The organism is Streptomyces sp. NPDC020299 (assembly GCF_044387825.1).
GTDB lineage: Bacteria > Actinomycetota > Actinomycetes > Streptomycetales > Streptomycetaceae > Streptomyces.
Genome location: NZ_JBIRWL010000017.1, coordinates 97,235 through 112,148, shown reverse-complemented (window position 1 = coordinate 112,148; position 14,914 = coordinate 97,235). Strand labels below are relative to the sequence as shown.

General features: G+C 70.5%; 15 protein-coding genes. 7 read left to right on the top strand and 8 right to left on the bottom strand.

Annotation, left to right across the window (positions count from 1 at the left end):
* Positions 1-35: 35 nt before the first annotated feature.
* Positions 36-806 (top strand): polyphosphate--glucose phosphotransferase, encoded by a 771-nt coding sequence (gene ppgK, locus ACH45E_RS34865; RefSeq protein WP_361447633.1) that lies wholly within the window; start codon positions 36-38, stop codon positions 804-806.
* Between the two features lie 31 nt (positions 807-837).
* Here the strand turns inward: ppgK and ACH45E_RS34860 are convergent, their stop codons facing one another.
* Positions 838-1,392 carry a DUF6542 domain-containing protein gene (locus ACH45E_RS34860; RefSeq protein WP_361447635.1) on the bottom strand — a complete coding sequence of 185 codons (555 nt, stop codon included), beginning with the start codon at positions 1,390-1,392 and terminating at the stop codon, positions 838-840.
* Between the two features lie 202 nt (positions 1,393-1,594).
* Between ACH45E_RS34860 and ychF the strand changes: the two genes are divergently transcribed.
* Positions 1,595-2,683 carry a redox-regulated ATPase YchF gene (ychF, locus tag ACH45E_RS34855; protein WP_361447637.1) on the top strand — a complete coding sequence of 363 codons (1,089 nt, stop codon included), beginning with the start codon at positions 1,595-1,597 and terminating at the stop codon, positions 2,681-2,683.
* 253 nt (positions 2,684-2,936) lie between these two features.
* Here the strand turns inward: ychF and ACH45E_RS34850 are convergent, their stop codons facing one another.
* The 6 genes from ACH45E_RS34850 to ACH45E_RS34825 form a co-directional block, all read right to left on the bottom strand.
* Positions 2,937-3,344 carry a PIN domain-containing protein gene (locus tag ACH45E_RS34850; protein ID WP_361447639.1) on the bottom strand — a complete coding sequence of 136 codons (408 nt, stop codon included), beginning with the start codon at positions 3,342-3,344 and terminating at the stop codon, positions 2,937-2,939.
* Positions 3,341-3,616, bottom strand: a complete 276-nt coding sequence (locus tag ACH45E_RS34845) for a hypothetical protein (protein ID WP_361447641.1) — start codon at positions 3,614-3,616, stop codon at positions 3,341-3,343. Before ACH45E_RS34845 ends, ACH45E_RS34850 begins: the two co-directional genes overlap by 4 nt.
* Positions 3,617-3,753: 137 nt before the next feature.
* Positions 3,754-4,023: a type II toxin-antitoxin system RelE/ParE family toxin gene (locus ACH45E_RS34840; RefSeq protein ID WP_361447643.1), complete on the bottom strand. Its 270-nt coding sequence runs from the start codon at positions 4,021-4,023 to the stop codon at positions 3,754-3,756.
* A complete protein-coding gene (locus ACH45E_RS34835) occupies positions 4,016-4,285 on the bottom strand; it encodes a type II toxin-antitoxin system Phd/YefM family antitoxin (RefSeq protein ID WP_055621811.1) in 270 nt (89 codons plus the stop codon). Before ACH45E_RS34835 ends, ACH45E_RS34840 begins: the two co-directional genes overlap by 8 nt.
* 75 nt (positions 4,286-4,360) lie before the next feature.
* A complete protein-coding gene (gene dacB, locus ACH45E_RS34830; protein ID WP_361447646.1) occupies positions 4,361-5,539 on the bottom strand; it encodes a D-alanyl-D-alanine carboxypeptidase/D-alanyl-D-alanine-endopeptidase in 1,179 nt (392 codons plus the stop codon).
* Positions 5,540-5,709: 170 nt separating this feature from the next.
* Positions 5,710-6,324, bottom strand: a complete 615-nt coding sequence (locus ACH45E_RS34825) for a TetR/AcrR family transcriptional regulator (protein ID WP_361447648.1) — start codon at positions 6,322-6,324, stop codon at positions 5,710-5,712.
* Between the two features lie 123 nt (positions 6,325-6,447).
* Between ACH45E_RS34825 and ACH45E_RS34820 the strand changes: the two genes are divergently transcribed.
* The 4 genes from ACH45E_RS34820 (at position 6,448) to ACH45E_RS34805 (ending at position 11,480) form a co-directional block, all read left to right on the top strand.
* Positions 6,448-6,906, top strand: a complete 459-nt coding sequence (locus ACH45E_RS34820) for a cupin domain-containing protein (RefSeq protein WP_361447650.1) — start codon at positions 6,448-6,450, stop codon at positions 6,904-6,906.
* A 47-nt stretch (positions 6,907-6,953) separates the two neighbouring features.
* Positions 6,954-7,763: an alpha/beta hydrolase gene (locus tag ACH45E_RS34815; RefSeq protein ID WP_361447652.1), complete on the top strand. Its 810-nt coding sequence runs from the start codon at positions 6,954-6,956 to the stop codon at positions 7,761-7,763.
* A gap of 46 nt (positions 7,764-7,809) precedes the next feature.
* On the top strand, positions 7,810-9,201 hold the full coding sequence (locus tag ACH45E_RS34810; RefSeq protein WP_361447806.1) for a DHA2 family efflux MFS transporter permease subunit: 1,392 nt from the start codon (positions 7,810-7,812) through the stop codon (positions 9,199-9,201).
* A gap of 98 nt (positions 9,202-9,299) precedes the next feature.
* Positions 9,300-11,480, top strand: coding sequence for a DEAD/DEAH box helicase (locus ACH45E_RS34805; RefSeq protein WP_361447654.1), 2,181 nt, complete (start codon positions 9,300-9,302; stop codon positions 11,478-11,480).
* 59 nt (positions 11,481-11,539) lie between these two features.
* On the opposite strand, the gene ACH45E_RS34800 is transcribed toward ACH45E_RS34805, so the two are convergent.
* Positions 11,540-12,781 carry an LmeA family phospholipid-binding protein gene (locus ACH45E_RS34800; protein WP_361447656.1) on the bottom strand — a complete coding sequence of 414 codons (1,242 nt, stop codon included), beginning with the start codon at positions 12,779-12,781 and terminating at the stop codon, positions 11,540-11,542.
* 323 nt (positions 12,782-13,104) lie between these two features.
* On the opposite strand from ACH45E_RS34800, the gene ACH45E_RS34795 reads away from it, so the two are divergent.
* Positions 13,105-14,913 carry a P-loop ATPase, Sll1717 family gene (locus ACH45E_RS34795; protein WP_361447658.1) on the top strand — a complete coding sequence of 603 codons (1,809 nt, stop codon included), beginning with the start codon at positions 13,105-13,107 and terminating at the stop codon, positions 14,911-14,913.
* Position 14,914: the final 1 nt, after the last annotated feature.

Sequence of the window (14,914 nt, the reverse complement as noted above, 5' to 3'; positions counted from 1 at the left end):
ACGTGACCGCCGGCCCCACGTCGTAGCGTGGGTCCATGCAGATCTTCGGCGTGGACATCGGCGGATCCGGGATCAAGGGCGCTCCCGTGGACCTGGAGAGGGGCGAACTGGCCCAGGAACGCTGCAAGGTGCTCACCCCGCATCCGGCGACACCGGACGGGGTGGCCGACGGCGTCAAGCAGGTCGTCGAGCACTTCGGCTGGACGGGCCCGGTCGGGCTCACCTTCCCGGGCGTGGTCACGGGCGGGGCGACGGTGCGTACGGCGGCCAACGTCGACAAGAGCTGGATCGACACGGACGCGCGCGCCCTGTTCAGCGGGCGCCTCGGCGGCCTGCCGGTGACCGTGGTCAACGACGCGGACGCGGCGGGCGTCGCCGAGATGGAGTTCGGCGCGGGCCGGGGCCGCCGGGGCACGGTCGTCCTGCTCACCTTCGGCACCGGCATCGGCAGCGCCGTCTTCACCGACGGCATCCTGCTCCCCAACACCGAGCTCGGCCATCTCGAGCTGCACGGTCACGACGCGGAGAAGCGGGCCTCCAGCAAGGCGAAGGAGGACCACGACCTCAGCTGGGAGCAGTGGGCGAGCCGCGTGCAGAAGTACCTCGCCCACGTCGAGATGCTCTTCTCCCCGGAGCTGTTCATCATCGGCGGCGGCGTCAGCCGCAAGGCGGGCAAGTTCCTGCACCTCATCGAGGACATCAGGGCCGAGATCGTGCCCGCCCAGCTCCAGAACAACGCGGGGATCGTGGGGGCGGCGATGCGGGCGGCGAAGGACGGGCAGGAGGCCGCACCGCTGCCGGTGTGAGCCTCGGCCCTACCCCGGTACGAGCCTCGTCCTACCGGTGCCGCAGGGTCCGGCGGCGCACCAGCCGGACCCGCCGTACGAGCACGATCGCACCGGCGACGAGCGTCCCCCCGTACAGCCACCCCGCCTGTGTGGCCAGCGCGGTCACCAGTCCCATGACCCGGCCCGCCGTCCCCCCGGCACTGTCGGCGACGGGGACCAGCCCCACCGCGAAGGCGATCGGCGCGACCACCGGCGCGGTCAGCAGGTCGCCCCCGCGCACCCACAGCGCGGTCAGCACGCACACCGGCAGGAACAGCACCCCGTACAGCGTCAGGGACGCCCCGAACAGCAGCTGGTCGAGGCAGCCCAGCAGAAGCATGGCCGCACCGCTGAACAGTCCCGTGCCGAGCCCGGTGAGCCGGGGATTGGGCAGCCGCCGTAACTCGGCCGCCGGCACTGGCGCCGGCGCCTGCCGCGCCGCCCCCGGGGCAGGCCGTCGCTCCTCCCCGGGGCGGCTCCTGGCCTGCGGCGGGAATGGCGTCGGCGATGGCGGTGAGCCGCGTCGCGGTCCGTGTCGCTCGGGTGGCGTCCTGTGTTGCTCCACTGAACCAACCTAGGTCGTTTTATGTGCCGAATAGCCCATCTGACACGCCGGTGAGCCGAGCTTGTCCGAGCACGTGCCCATGCGTTCGACGCGGCCACCGGGCGCGTGCCGGGACGCCGTAGACTGGTGGATCGGCCGGTCCAGTCCTCTGGCCCCTCACCCCTGGCAGCCTCTGGCCCTCTCACCTTCGGGAAGTCGTAACGTGTCGCTCACGATCGGAATCGTCGGTCTGCCGAATGTCGGCAAGTCGACCCTGTTCAACGCCCTGACCAAGAACGACGTGCTGGCGGCCAACTACCCGTTCGCCACGATCGAGCCCAACGTCGGCGTGGTCGGCGTCCCCGACCCGCGGCTGGCCAAGCTGGCCTCGATCTTCGACTCCCAGCGCATCCTTCCGGCCACCGTCGACTTCGTCGACATCGCCGGCATCGTGCGCGGCGCCAGCGAGGGCGAGGGCCTTGGCAACAAGTTCCTCGCGAACATCCGTGAGTCCGACGCGATCTGCCAGGTCATCCGGGCCTTCAAGGACGAGAACGTCGTGCACGTCGACGGCAAGGTCTCGCCCAAGGACGACATCGAGACGATCAACACCGAGCTGATCCTCGCCGACCTCCAGACGATCGAGAAGGTCCTGCCGCGCCTCCAGAAGGAGTCGCGGATCAAGAAGGACGTGGCGCCGAAGGTGAAGGCCGTCGAGGAGGCCAAGGAGATCCTCGACAAGGGCGACACCCTCTTCTCCCAGGGCGTCGTCCAGGGCAGCGAGCGCGCCGAGCTCCTGCACGACCTGCATCTGCTCACCACCAAGCCGTTCCTCTACGTCTTCAACGTCGACGAGGACGAGCTGATCGACGAGGACTTCAAGAACGAGCAGCGCGCCCTGGTCGCCCCCGCCGAGGCGATCTTCCTCAACGCCAAGCTGGAGGCGGACCTCGCCGAACTGGACGAGGACGAGGCCCTCGAACTCCTCCAGTCGGTGGGCCAGGACGAGCCCGGCCTCGCCACCCTCGCCCACGTCGGCTTCCGCACCCTCGGCCTCCAGACCTACCTCACCGCCGGCCCCAAGGAATCCCGCGCCTGGACCATCAAGAAGGGCGCCACCGCCCCCGAGGCCGCCGGTGTCATCCACACCGACTTCCAGAAGGGCTTCATCAAGGCCGAGGTCATCTCCTTCGCCGACCTGGTCGAGACCGGCTCGGTCGCCGACGCCCGCGCGAAGGGGAAGGCGCGGATGGAGGGCAAGGAGTACGTGATGCAGGACGGGGACGTGGTGGAGTTCCGGTTCAATGTCTAGCGGGTGAGTCCAGAGCTTGGCCTGCGGCCGAGAAGCGCCTCGTGCCCGTGACTGCCCTCGTTGACGTGGCGGAGGCGATGGCGCTCTGTCTCTGACGAACCACCTACGGGAATTTGTGCCGCAGGGAGCTACAGCCCCTCCGGGACGGATGGCAGCTGTCGCCCAGGGATAGGACGCCCATCCCTGGTCAAGGACCGGGCGCTGGGCTGCTTCCAGCCGCCGGGCCCAGCCCCAGCTCACTCGGGCCCGTGTGCTAGATGTCGACGATCTGTACGCGGTCGCCGCACAGTTTCGACCAGTCATCGCGGTCCGAGGTCAACACCAGGACGGGCGCCGGGACGCGGAGCGCCATCGCGGCGACGAGAGCATCGATGGCGTACTTGTGTGCGTGCAGACCACCGGCGTCGCTCAGCAGTTGCACCGCGGCGAGGCTGTCTGCCTGGGTGACGTCCTGGACTTGAAGTCGGGAGAGCACCCAGTGCAGCCGGGCGGTATCCGTCTTCCCGTAGACGGCTTCCACCACCGTCAGTGCCGACACGAGGACGGGTACGCCTACGCGCCGTGCGGCCTCGATCCGGGTGATCATCTGGCGGTCGTTGCGCAGGAGCAGCGACAGAGCCTGGGAGTCCAGAACCAGGGACCTGGCCGCGGGTGCCTTCATGCGACGCTGTCGCCGGATGCGTACGGAGCCGGGGCGTCACCGAACAGTTCACGCTGCGCGGCCTGGACTTCGGCCTCGCTCAGCGGTTCGTGCTCCCCTTCGTAGGAGGCCACGATCTCGGCGAGGCCGTCCATCGCCAGCTGGTGCCGGACGGCCGCGGTCACGTAGGCGGACACACCGCGCTTGCCCGTGCGCGTACGCAGAGCGCCGAGGAGTTCCGCGGGCATCGAGACGGAGATGTTCTCCGTGCCGCCGGGGCGGGGTGACTTCATGCAGTCAGTTTAGTACAGAAACTATTACAGCGTTGAGGTGCTGGGATGCGCCCGCATTTCCGCAGGTCAGAGCCTCGTGGCCGAGTTCATGTGTGGCCGTTCGTCGCCGCACGCGGAGTGGTTGGCAAGCGTGCGGTTCAAAAAGGGGTGTCGTAGACGGTGGAGCGGTGTCCGACGTGGACGACCCACACCACGAGCTTTTCGTTTTCAATCGTGTAGACGACGCGGTGGTCGCCGACCCGTAGCCGACGGCGTTCTGGCTGCGACACGAGCGCGGTGGTGCTGAATCCGAGGGGATCGCTCTCCAGTTCGGTCAGCTTGGCGAGAATGCGCAGCGCCATGTCGCGAGGGATCTTCCGAAGCTCGGCCTGCGCCTCGGGGCGGAAAACGGTCCGGTACTCATTCACCGCGCGCCAGCGTCTCCCTCATGATGTCTTCGATCGGGATGCCGGGTGCCGGATTGGCCATGCGCTCGTCGATGATCCGGTTGATCTCGCGCTCTTCCCACTCCTGGTACTTGCGTAGCACCTCGATGGAGACGACAGCGGCGACTTCCTTGCCCCGGCGGGTGATCACCGTGGGTACGTCGTCGCGGTCGGCGCGCTCCACGACCTCGGCGAGGTGTGCGCGCACATCGCGGATGGACTCTGTGGGCAGCGGCTGCGTCATGCGCTCAAGTGTACTGAGTGTCTCATGTGTACACAATGTGCCGTGGTGCGCTGAGGTCGCGGATGGACTCCGTTTCTACCAGCAGCCCTCGACCGTGGCCGCGAGACCGTCCAGGCCGTGCTTGGCCGCTGTGGTGGGGGCGGTGCCGTTCTCGACGAACGCGAAGCTCTTCCAGCGGCCGTCCTTGCCCTTGGTGACCCCGGCCAAGGCGGTCACGTCGCTCAGGGTGCCGGTCTTGGCCTCGACCTTTCCCGTGGCGCAGGACGCGGGGGCGGTCGTGAAGCGGTCCTCGTCCTGGGAGAGGGTGCCGTCCACGCCGGCGATGGGCAGCCCGTCCAGGATCGACGACAGGGCCGCCTTGTGGTGCGGGTCCACGGTGAGCGCGGCGATGGCGGACAGCGCGTCGGCGGTCATCCGGTCGCTGCGGGACAGGCCGCTGCCGTCGTACTCCTTCACGCCGGTGAGCGGTATGCCGTAGTGGACCAGTACGGAATGCAGCGCGGCGGTGCCGCCCGCCCAGGTGGCGGCCCGGCCCTGGCCGAGCGCGGTGAGCCGCAGCAGCCCCTCGGCGATGTCGTTGTCGCTGTACTTGAGCATGTATTTCACCGCCGACGACAGCGGCTTGGACTTGTGGGTGGCCAGAGCGGAACTCCCGTGCGGTGCGGTGGCCCGCGCGGGTGCGCTGCCGACGGTGATCCCCTGGGAGGCCAGTTGCTGGGCGAAGACCTTGCCGGCGGTGAGCGCGGTGTCCTGGGTGTTGTCGCCCTCTATGCGTAAGGCCCGGACCGGAGCGACCGTGTCGGGGTAGTAGCCGGAATTCCAGCCGGGAGCGAGCGTGGGGGCGGCGAAGAGATGGTCGTCGACCATCACCCGCACCGACTTGTGGCCGCTGTTCTTCAGCGCACCGGCCGTGGCGGCGGCGAGGCTCTGCAGGTCGGCCGAGGTGAGCTGCTGGTCGCCACCGCCGACCAGGTACACCGCTCCGGCGTGGTAGACGGTCCTGGTGTTCACGGTGTGGCCCGGGCCCAGCACGGTGAGCGCGGCGACGGCCGTCGCCAGCTTGTTGGTGGACGCGGGCATCAACCCGGTGGTGGGCCGCTTGGACCACACGGTATGGCCCGAGGCCACGTCCCGGACCTCGCCCACCACGTTGCTTCCCAGGTGGGCGACGCCCACCCGTTGGTCCAGCTTCCCGGCCATGGCCTTGTCCGCCGCGGTCAGTCCGCTCGTCGCCGACGCGGATACTGCGCCCATCGCCACCGCGGCCACTGCCGGAACCGCGATCGCCGCTGCCCGCTGCGTGTTTCTTCGACGCGGACGTGCGTGCTTGCCCACCCCACCACTCCCTCACTCGCCTGCATGCGTTAAAGAGGATGTGATCACAAATGCCGTTCCCGGCGGGCGGTTTCGGGGTGAGGTGCCGTTCAGCGCCCCGGCGCGATCGAGCGGACCGCGGCGTCCGTGAGGGTCGACGCGGTCCGTACGGCGCTGGTGACGGCCTCATCGGGGCTGAGGCCGCACAGATCGGTGAGGGTGAAGAGCGCCTCGGCACTCACGACCACCGCGAGATCCCGCTTGAGCTGGGCGAACGCGTCCGGGTCCGTCGCGCCGAGCGTGTCCTCCAGGGGGAGGAGCGCGTGGTCGATGAGCCCGAAACGGACGCCGGGGCGGGTGGTCACCGTCTCGGGCCGGGTGATGGTGGCGGCGATCATCGCCCGCACCGAGCCCTGCCTGGCGAGGATGCCGCGCAGCAGGAACTCGCAGGCGAAAGCGATGCGTTCGACGGCGTCGGCGGAGTCCGCGACCGGTGCGAGCGCCTCGGCGGGGGGTGGCCAGGCGCCGGCCAGGGCCTCGCTGATCAGGGAGGGAAGGTCCGGGAAGTACCGGTAGGCGGTGGCCTCCGAGACCAGGGCGGCGCGGGCGATCGCGGGCATGGTCACCTCGGCGCCCGTGCCGATGAGTTCCCGGGCGGCCGCCACGATCGCCGTCCGCGTGCGCTGTTTCTGGTTGGTGCGGCCGGTCCCCGTCCGTGTCGTCATCGTGTGACTCCTCCCGTCGATCCGCCCTCATGCTAGCAGCATCCTCTCTTTATGAGAGTCCACTTGCATTACGAAACTCGACTCCCTAATCTCGTGAGAGTCAGCTCTCATGAAGGAGGAGCAATGAGCACGGTTTCCATGGTCGGCCCGGGCGACGGCGAGACCATCCAGCTGGGCCCGACACAGATGCGCATCCTCGAGGACGGCAGTACGACCGGGCACCGCCTCGGCATCGGAGAGATCACCATCGCCCCGCACACCCAGGGCCCGCCGCAGCACCGCCACGCCCAGCACGACGAGGGCTTCTACGTGGTCTCCGGCACCGTCCACTTCACCGTCGGGGAGACCACCCACGTGGCCCCGGCCGGCACGCTCGCGATGATCCCGCCCGGCGCCCCGCACACCTTCGCCAACCTCGGCGACGAGCCGGCGGTGATGCTCAACACCTTCACGCCCGACCTGTACGTGCAGTACTTCCGCGACCTGCGGAACATGATCGCGGGCGGCCAGGAGCTGACCCCGGAATCGACCGTCGCGGCCATGAGCCGGTACGCCACGGTCCCCGCGACCGACTTCGCGTGACGGCACGCCATTTTCCCTTTGGGAACACCTACTTGAGGAGTCCGGAAATGCCCCGCAGCACCCACACCCTCACCCTCGCCCAGGGCACCCTCGACGTCACCGTCGACCTCCACGGCGAGCACGGACACCCCTTCCTGCTCCTGCACGGAGGCGGTGGCCCGGGCACCGTCACCCCGTTCGCCGGCCTCCTGGCCGAGCAGCGGCCGGCCAGGGTGTTCGTCCCCGTCCACCCCGGCTTCGACGGCACCGCCCGCCCCGGGTGGCTGACCGACGTCACGACCCTGGCCCAGGTGTACGCCCACCTGCTCGACGCGCTCGACCTGCGGGATGTCGCCGTCGTCGGGAACTCGATCGGCGGCTGGATCGCGGCCGAACTGGCGGCCCTGGGCGGCGACCGGATCAGCAGCGTCACCCTCGTCAACGCGGTCGGCATCCCCGTCCCCGGTCACCCCATAGCCGACACGTTCTCCCTGACGCCCGTCGAGCTGTCCCGCCTCTCCTTCCACGATCCCTCGAAGTTCCGCTTCGACCCCAGCGCGCTGACCGAGGCGCGGCGCGCCGTCATGGCCGCCAACCGCGAGACCCTGCGGGTCTATTCGGGCCCGCACGCCATGGCCGACCCCACCCTGCCCGAGCGCCTCGCCAAGGTCACCCGTCCGACCCTGGTCGCCTGGGGCGCGAGCGACCAGGTCGTGGACGCCGACTACGGACGCGCCTACGCACAGGCCGTCCCGGACGCGGAATTCCGGCTGCTGGAGGGCACCGGCCACATGCCCCAGACCGAGACCCCCGAGCAACTCCTCCCCGTCCTCTGGGACTTCGCCGACGCCCATGCCACCGACCGGCCGCGGCACTGACGCCGGAAGGGCGGCCCACGTGTCCTCTTCCGCCCGCGGCGGGCCCATGACGGTCCTGGCCGTCTGCTGTCTGAGTGTGCTGCTCGTCAGCCTCGACACGACCGTCCTCAATGTCGCCCTGCCCTCGATCCAGCAGGACCTGCACTGCTCCGTGGCGGGCCTGCAGTGGACGCTCGACGCGTACACCATCGTGCTGGCTTCGCTGCTGATCCTGGCCGGGTCCACGGCCGACCGCGTCGGCCGGCGGCGCGTCTTCCTCCTCGGGCTCGTGCTGTTCACCGGCGGGTCGGCGCTGTGCAGCCTGGCCCCGTCCCTCAACTGGCTGATCGTTTTCCGCATGGCGCAGGCGGTGGGCGGCTCCATGCTCACCCCGGTGGCCATGGCCATCCTCGCCAACTCCTTTCCAGAGCCGCAGGAGCGGGCCAGGGCCATCGGCGTGTGGGGCGGGGTGGTCGGCATCAGCATGGCGGCCGGGCCGATCCTCGGCGGCGTACTGGTGCAGACGGCCGGGTGGCGGTCGGTGTTCTGGCTGAACGTGCCGATCGGGCTGGCCGCGCTGCTGCTCACCTTTCTGTTCGTCCCGGAGTCCCGCGCACCGCGGCCCCGCAGGCCGGACCCGCTGGGCCAGCTCCTCGTGATCACCGCGCTCGGGACACTGACGTACGCCATCATCGAGGCGCCGGGGCGGGGCTGGGCGTCACCCGCGATCGTGGCCTGCATGGTCGCCGCGACCGGCGCGCCGGCCGGGTTGGTGCCGTACTCGAAAAGGCGTCAAGAGCCGCTGATCGACCCCCGCCTCTTCCGCAGCGCTCCCTTCAGCGGTGCGATGGCCATGGCGGTCTGCGCCTTCACCGCGCTCGGCGGCTTCCTCTTCGCCAGCACCCTCTACCTGCAGAACACGTTGGGGCTCGACGCGCTGGAGACCGGGGCGCGCCTGCTGCCGATGGCGGTGCTGTCACTGGTGTGCCCACCGTTGTCCGGACGGATCGTGGGAAACCGCGGGCCACGCGTCCCGCTCCTGCTCGCCGGCGCCGGTATCACCGCGGGCGGCATCCTGGCCGTACCGGCCACCCGCCCGGCCGGCCACTCCGACGTCCTCCTCTACGCGGCGTACGCGCTGTTCGGCCTGGGCTTCGGCTTCGTCAACGCGCCCATCACCCACACAGCGGTCTCGGGTCTGCCACGCACCCAGGCCGGGCTGGCCGCCGCGCTCGCCGCGACCAGCCGTCAGGTCGGGGCCGCGCTCGGCATCGCTGTGACCGGTGCCGCGATCGCCGCCGGGGCACGCCCGGCCGCCTGGTGGATCATCGCCGGCAGTGGTGCGGCCATCCTCGGGCTGGGCTTCCTGACCTCGGGGCCGTGGGCGGCCCGTGGGTCCGGTGAGGACGACTCCTCCGAACACGTGCAGGCGCCATCCCGTGGCACGGCAGTCCACTGACCGCCATTCGATCCGCAAAGGCACCGTGCACGTCCGTCGGGCCGGTGCCGCGGTGGGAGGATGCGGGGAGGGCGGGAGAGGGGCGGGAGGCGTGGGGCGTGGGGCGTGGTGAGCGGGACACGGTCGCGCGGGGAGCACGACTGCACGAAGCGGCGCAGGCACTGGTCGGTGACCACGGCAGGGCGGTCGAGGCGGTACGGGCGGCGCTGAAGCCGATCCACGACGCGGCGGTGCAGCGGGAGCTCGACGCCATCCCCGTCGCCCGGCTGCAGGACGTCACCGAAGGGCGGCTGCGGCTGGGGAGCGTCGAGAAGAACAGGCTGCGCACGGTGGGCAGTGTTCTCGAAGCGGGCCCCTACCGATTGCGGCAGATTCCCGGGGTGGGGCAGCGCACCGTCGACCAGATGCTCGCCGCCGCCCGTCGGCTCTCCGAGGCCGTGCACGAGAGCGTGGCCGTCCACATCGACGTGGACCGGCCGGAACCGAGCACCACCGCGCTCGTCACAGCCTTGCATGTACTGGTGGAGGCGGGCCCGGACGCTCGTCGCGCGGTCGACAGGGCCGCCGTCCTGTCGGCACGGCTCGGTCCGCTGCTCGCCGACGCCAGGCCCGCCGCCGGACGGTTCCGGATGCTTCTGGCGGGCCAGGACAAGAAGGCACACGCGTTGGCGGCGATCACCGAGATCCGGTCGCTGGTGGACGAGGCGGAGCAGGCGGCCCTGCCCGAACTGCTTGCCCAGGCGTCGGTGGACCTGCTCCGCGGGCCTTCGTCCGACATCGCGGCGTGGGTGGACTTCGAACTCCGTTCTGCCGAGTACTACAGCCTGCTCGCCGAGATATCCGGGCGGCAGCCGGACACGGCCGCCGCCGAGGGCTTCCTGCCGGACGAGATCGCCGAACGGGTGCGGACCCAGTACCTCGACGACGCGCACCGCAGGGTCTCCCTGCGCGGTTACCAGGCGTTCGGCGCGCGGTTCGCACTGGCGCAGCGCAAGGTGATACTCGGCGACGAGATGGGCCTCGGGAAGACCATCCAGGCGATCGCCGTGCTGGCACACCTGGCCGCCGAAGGACAGAGTCACTTCATGGTCGTCTGCCCGGCGAGCGTCCTCGTGAACTGGACGCGGGAGATCGAGGCCCGTAGTGCCCTGCGTGTCATGGTGCTCCACGGCCCGGACCGGCACTACGCGTTCGCCGACTGGGAGGGGCGAGGCGGGGTCGCGGTGACCACGTTCGACGCGCTGCGCGGCTTTCCCGCGCCGGGCGGCGCGGAGGTCGGATTGCTCGTGGTCGACGAAGCGCACTCCGTGAAGAACCCGAAAGCCAAGCGGTCCCAGGCGGTCGCCCTGTGGGCGGAGCGTTGCGCGCGCACCCTTTTCATGACCGGCACCCCGATGGAGAACAGGGTCGTGGAGTTCCGCAACCTGGTCCGGATGCTTGACGGCGGCGTCGCGGACTCCCTCGGCGAGAAGGACGCGTTGGCCGGGTCGGTCGGCTTCCGCAAGGCTGTGGCCCCGGTCTACCTGAGGCGCAACCAGGAGGACGTGCTGACGGAACTCCCGAGTCTCCAGCAGACCGACGAATGGGAGGAGCTGAGCGCCTCGGACGAGGAGGCATACCGTGAAGCCGTGCGCGCGGGAAACTTCATGGCGATGCGCAGGGCCGCGTATATGCGCCCCGAGAAGTCGGCAAAGCTGGAACGGCTCCGGGAGATCGTCCAGGAGGCCGGCGAGAACGGGCAGAAGATGGTGGTCTTCTCCAACTTCAAGGACGTACTGGGCGTGGTGAAGGAAGCACTCGCCGCCACGACCACCGACGGCACTCCGGTGTTCGGTCCACTCACCGGAGGCGTCTCGGCCGGGCGGCGGCAGCAGATCGTCGACGACTTCGCCGGCGTCTCGGGCCCCGCGGTGCTCCTGGCCCAGATCCAGGCGGCAGGTATCGGCCTCAACATGCAGGCGGCTTCCGTCGTCGTCATCTGCGAACCCCAGATCAAGCCGACCATCGAACATCAGGCGGTGGCCCGGGCGCACCGTATGGGCCAGGTCAGGCCGGTTCGCGTGTACCGTCTCCTCGCCACCGGAGGCGTCGACGAACGCATGGTGAAGATGCTCGAGGCCAAGACTCGCCTGTTCGACGCCTACGCCCGCCGCAGCGCCGTGGCCGAGGCCTCTCCGGACGCGGTCGACGTGTCGGACACCGAGCTGGCGCGCCGGATCGTCGAGGAGGAGCAGGCACGGCTCGGCATGGCGGACGAGAGGCTGACGGCGACCGAGTGAACCCGGCCGAGTCATCAGGGGTACGTTCTCCGCGCTGGGTTGCCGCTGAGGACGCAGGCTCACGAGCTGCCCACGGACAGCCCCGAGCCCGTCAGTCGCACCCGGATGCCGTCCTTCTGCACGCGCACGTCCCGCAGCCGCAGGTCCCCGTGCTTCGGCTCCGGCAGATCGAAGGCCAGGGACAGCCGGTCGGCGAGGGCCGGGCGGGTGAGCTGGGACAGGGCGTCGAGGAGGTCGGGGTCGAGGCCCAGGCCGCGGAGCACCTCGGGGTTGTCCATGGCCAGGTCGACGAGGTTGAGGCGCTGGGCCTGGCGGGCGAAGCGCGGGGAGCCGGTCAGCTCGGTGAGCTTGCCGTCGTCGCTCAGGGCCTCGTGCACGGTCGCCTCGGGCACTCCCAGCCGCCGCACGATCGACGGGACCGACAGCAGGGACTTCGCCTTACGGGTCTCCCGGGCCAGGTCGGCGGACCCCTTCGGCGTCAGGTGCAGGCCGTCCGAGGCGCGCGTGCCGGGGCGGTACGTGGCCAGATCCCCGATGTCCAGGCGCATGCCGCCGATCCTCGTGGCGATGCCCCGCTCGCCCTGCCGCTGGACCGTGGCCTCGGCGTGCAGTCGCAGGTCGTGGCCGGCGACCGGCAGGGTGCCGCGGGCCCGGACCCGGTCACGGCCTTCACCGGTGAACGTCACCTGGGAAGCGCCGAGTTCGCGGTTGAGGTCGGCGAAGGACAGCAGGACGTCGCCGTTGATCCGGGAGGCGCGGGCGCCGTGCACGGATGTGAGACCGTCGGCGTCCAGCCGTACGTCGTGGGCCGTGGCCGACACCTTCGCCAGCGACACCCGGTCGGCCGCCACGTCCGGCACGGTCACCCGCACCGAGTCCAGCCTCTTGTCGGCGAGTTGGGTGAGAAAGGGGAAGCCGCCGATCTCCACCTCGGGCGCCGCGGCCAAGCCCATCCGGTGCTTCAGGGTCTCCGCGGTCCGGTGCTCGGCGTACAGCAGTGCCCAGCGGTCGGCGAGGGCCACGAAGGCGGTGAGAACGGCCAGGCCCACCACCGCTTTCACCGCGAGCGGCAGCCCGGCGAACCGGCCACGCCGACGCCGGCCGCCGCGGCGGTGGACCGGTGGGGTCCACTCCGGCTCTTGTGCCTGCTCTCGCTCGGGCCACTGCTCGGCGCTGCCCTCGGCGAAGAAGTCCTCCAGCGGGCCCCCGTCGAGGGTGCCGAGTTCCTCGTAGGGGTTTCGGGGCGCTTCGGAGCGGTCGTCGGGGCGGTGACGCGGATCTGTGCGGTGGGGGGTGGGCATCGACTCATCCGAACATGCGCACCACCCCTGCTCGCAACCTGAACGCCGGGTATGCGAGGTAGTGCACGATTGTGATCCACCCCGAACCTGAGCTGACGATGACCGCACGTCAGCAGTCGACGCCCGGGCCGCGGGAGCGGAACAAGGCGATGCCGGACGAGGCGATGCCGGACGAGGCCGGCGGTGGCTCATGGCGGAGCCGCCGATGTTCCGCTTCAATGCGTGACACGGAACGAAGGGGCCGGACTCCCGGCGAGTCGGGTCCTTGACCGGGGTATCACCGGGGGGCGCTTGTGGGGTTGGAGGGTGTTTCGGTCGGGGGGTTGTTCTTCGGGCGGGACGATGCCGAGACCGATCTCAAGGACGGGCTGCTGCGCGGGGCGGTGTTCCGGCCCAACCATGCCTACGAGGAGGTGCTCTCGGGGCGGAAGTCGCTGATCATCGGGCGCAAGGGATCGGGGAAGAGCGCCATCTGCCGGCAGTTGGCGACAGCTCGGGGGCATCCCGGGGCCTCCGTGCTGATCACGCCCGACGACGCCGCCGGTGACGAGATCCGGCGGTTCGAGCTGCAGGGGGTCACCGCCGACACCGCCAAGTCGCTGATCTGGCGGTACGTGTTCGCGGTGCACGCGGCACGGCACCTGACCGGACACGCGCGTACCGGGCACCACCGGCGGCGGCTGCCGTCCGCGGTCCGGGCGCTGCGCCGGTTCCTGCGGGCCAACGGTGAGTACGACGACTCCCGGCTCTACGACCGGCTCCGGCGCGGCGCGAGCGGGCTGCAGTCCGCGAACCTGTCCCTCAAGGCGTTCGGCGCGGAGGCCGCGTTGGGGGTCAACGGGGCCTCCGAAGGGGCGCGGGCGGGCCGGCAGCTGGAGGTCCTGGAGGACGGAGTGGCCGCCGCCTTCGCCGAGCTGGGCTGCGACGGCTCCCATCCACCGCTGCTCTTCCTCGTCGACCAGCTCGAGCAGGTGTGGACCGTGGACGCCGACAGCCACGCCCTGGTCGCCGGACTGCTGCTCGCCGCCAAGCATGCGACCGGGCACTACGGCAGCGCCGTACGGACCGCGCTGTTCCTGCGGTCCGACATCTACGACACCCTCAACTTCAGCGAGGGGGACAAGTTCCACAGCGACGAGATCAGGATCAGCTGGAGCCGCAGAGGGCTTGAGGACGTGGCCCTCGCCCGGGCCCGGGCCTCGCTGGGGGTCGAGATCGGCGAGGAGCAGCTGTGGGGGGAGGTCTTCCCGTCGGTGGTGCGGGGTGAGCCGACCGCCGACTACCTCTTCCGGCGTGCGCTGCCCCGGCCCCGGGACGCCATCCAGTTCCTCAACGCCTGCCGCGGCGCGGCTCATGAGCGGGGCGGGCCGTGGATCACGGAGGCGGACGTGCTGGCGGCGACGGAGCGGTTCTCCCGGTGGAAGTTGCAGGACCTGGCCAAGGAGTACCTGGTCAACCATCCTTTCCTGCGGGCGCTGTTCGCCATGTTCGAGAACAGTGCGCACGTCGTGACGCGGGAGGTGCTGGAGAGCCGGTTCGAGGGGCGCAGGGACGCGCTGCACCGGGACTATCCCGACTACACCGACAGTCTGACCGTGCGGGGCCTGATCGACGTGCTGTACGGGGCCGGGTTCCTCGGGGTGCGGCGCGGTGACGGGGTGGTGTACTCGGGCGGCAGCCAGGCGCCGCCGGGGCCGGGGGAGGACGAGTTCCATGTGCACCCGTGCTTCCGGCCCGCGCTGGGCGGCTTCGTCTTCACCCAGCAGCCCTGGTCGGTCAACCGGGACTTGGGGCTGCTGAGCGAACTGACCGAGTCGTGTGACCGGTTGATGCGCCAGGTGATGCGGTCGCAAGCGCCGGAGGCTGTACGCATCCGGGTGGACGAGCGGGTACGGGCCATCGCGCGGACCGCCGCGGCGGAGCGTCGGCGCGGCGAAAGGGGTGGCGAGGTCGACGCCCACAGGTACGTACGGGACTTCGCAAGCCGCTTCCTCATACTCGCCCGGGACCTCGGCGCCATGGGATTCGGCCAAGATCCGCTGGCCCGGCGCCTGGAGTCCGAGGCGAGGTCCCTCATCCGCGCGGCGGGCGGTGCCCAGGGCAGCGGCGCGGGATCGTCCTCCGGGGGCTGAG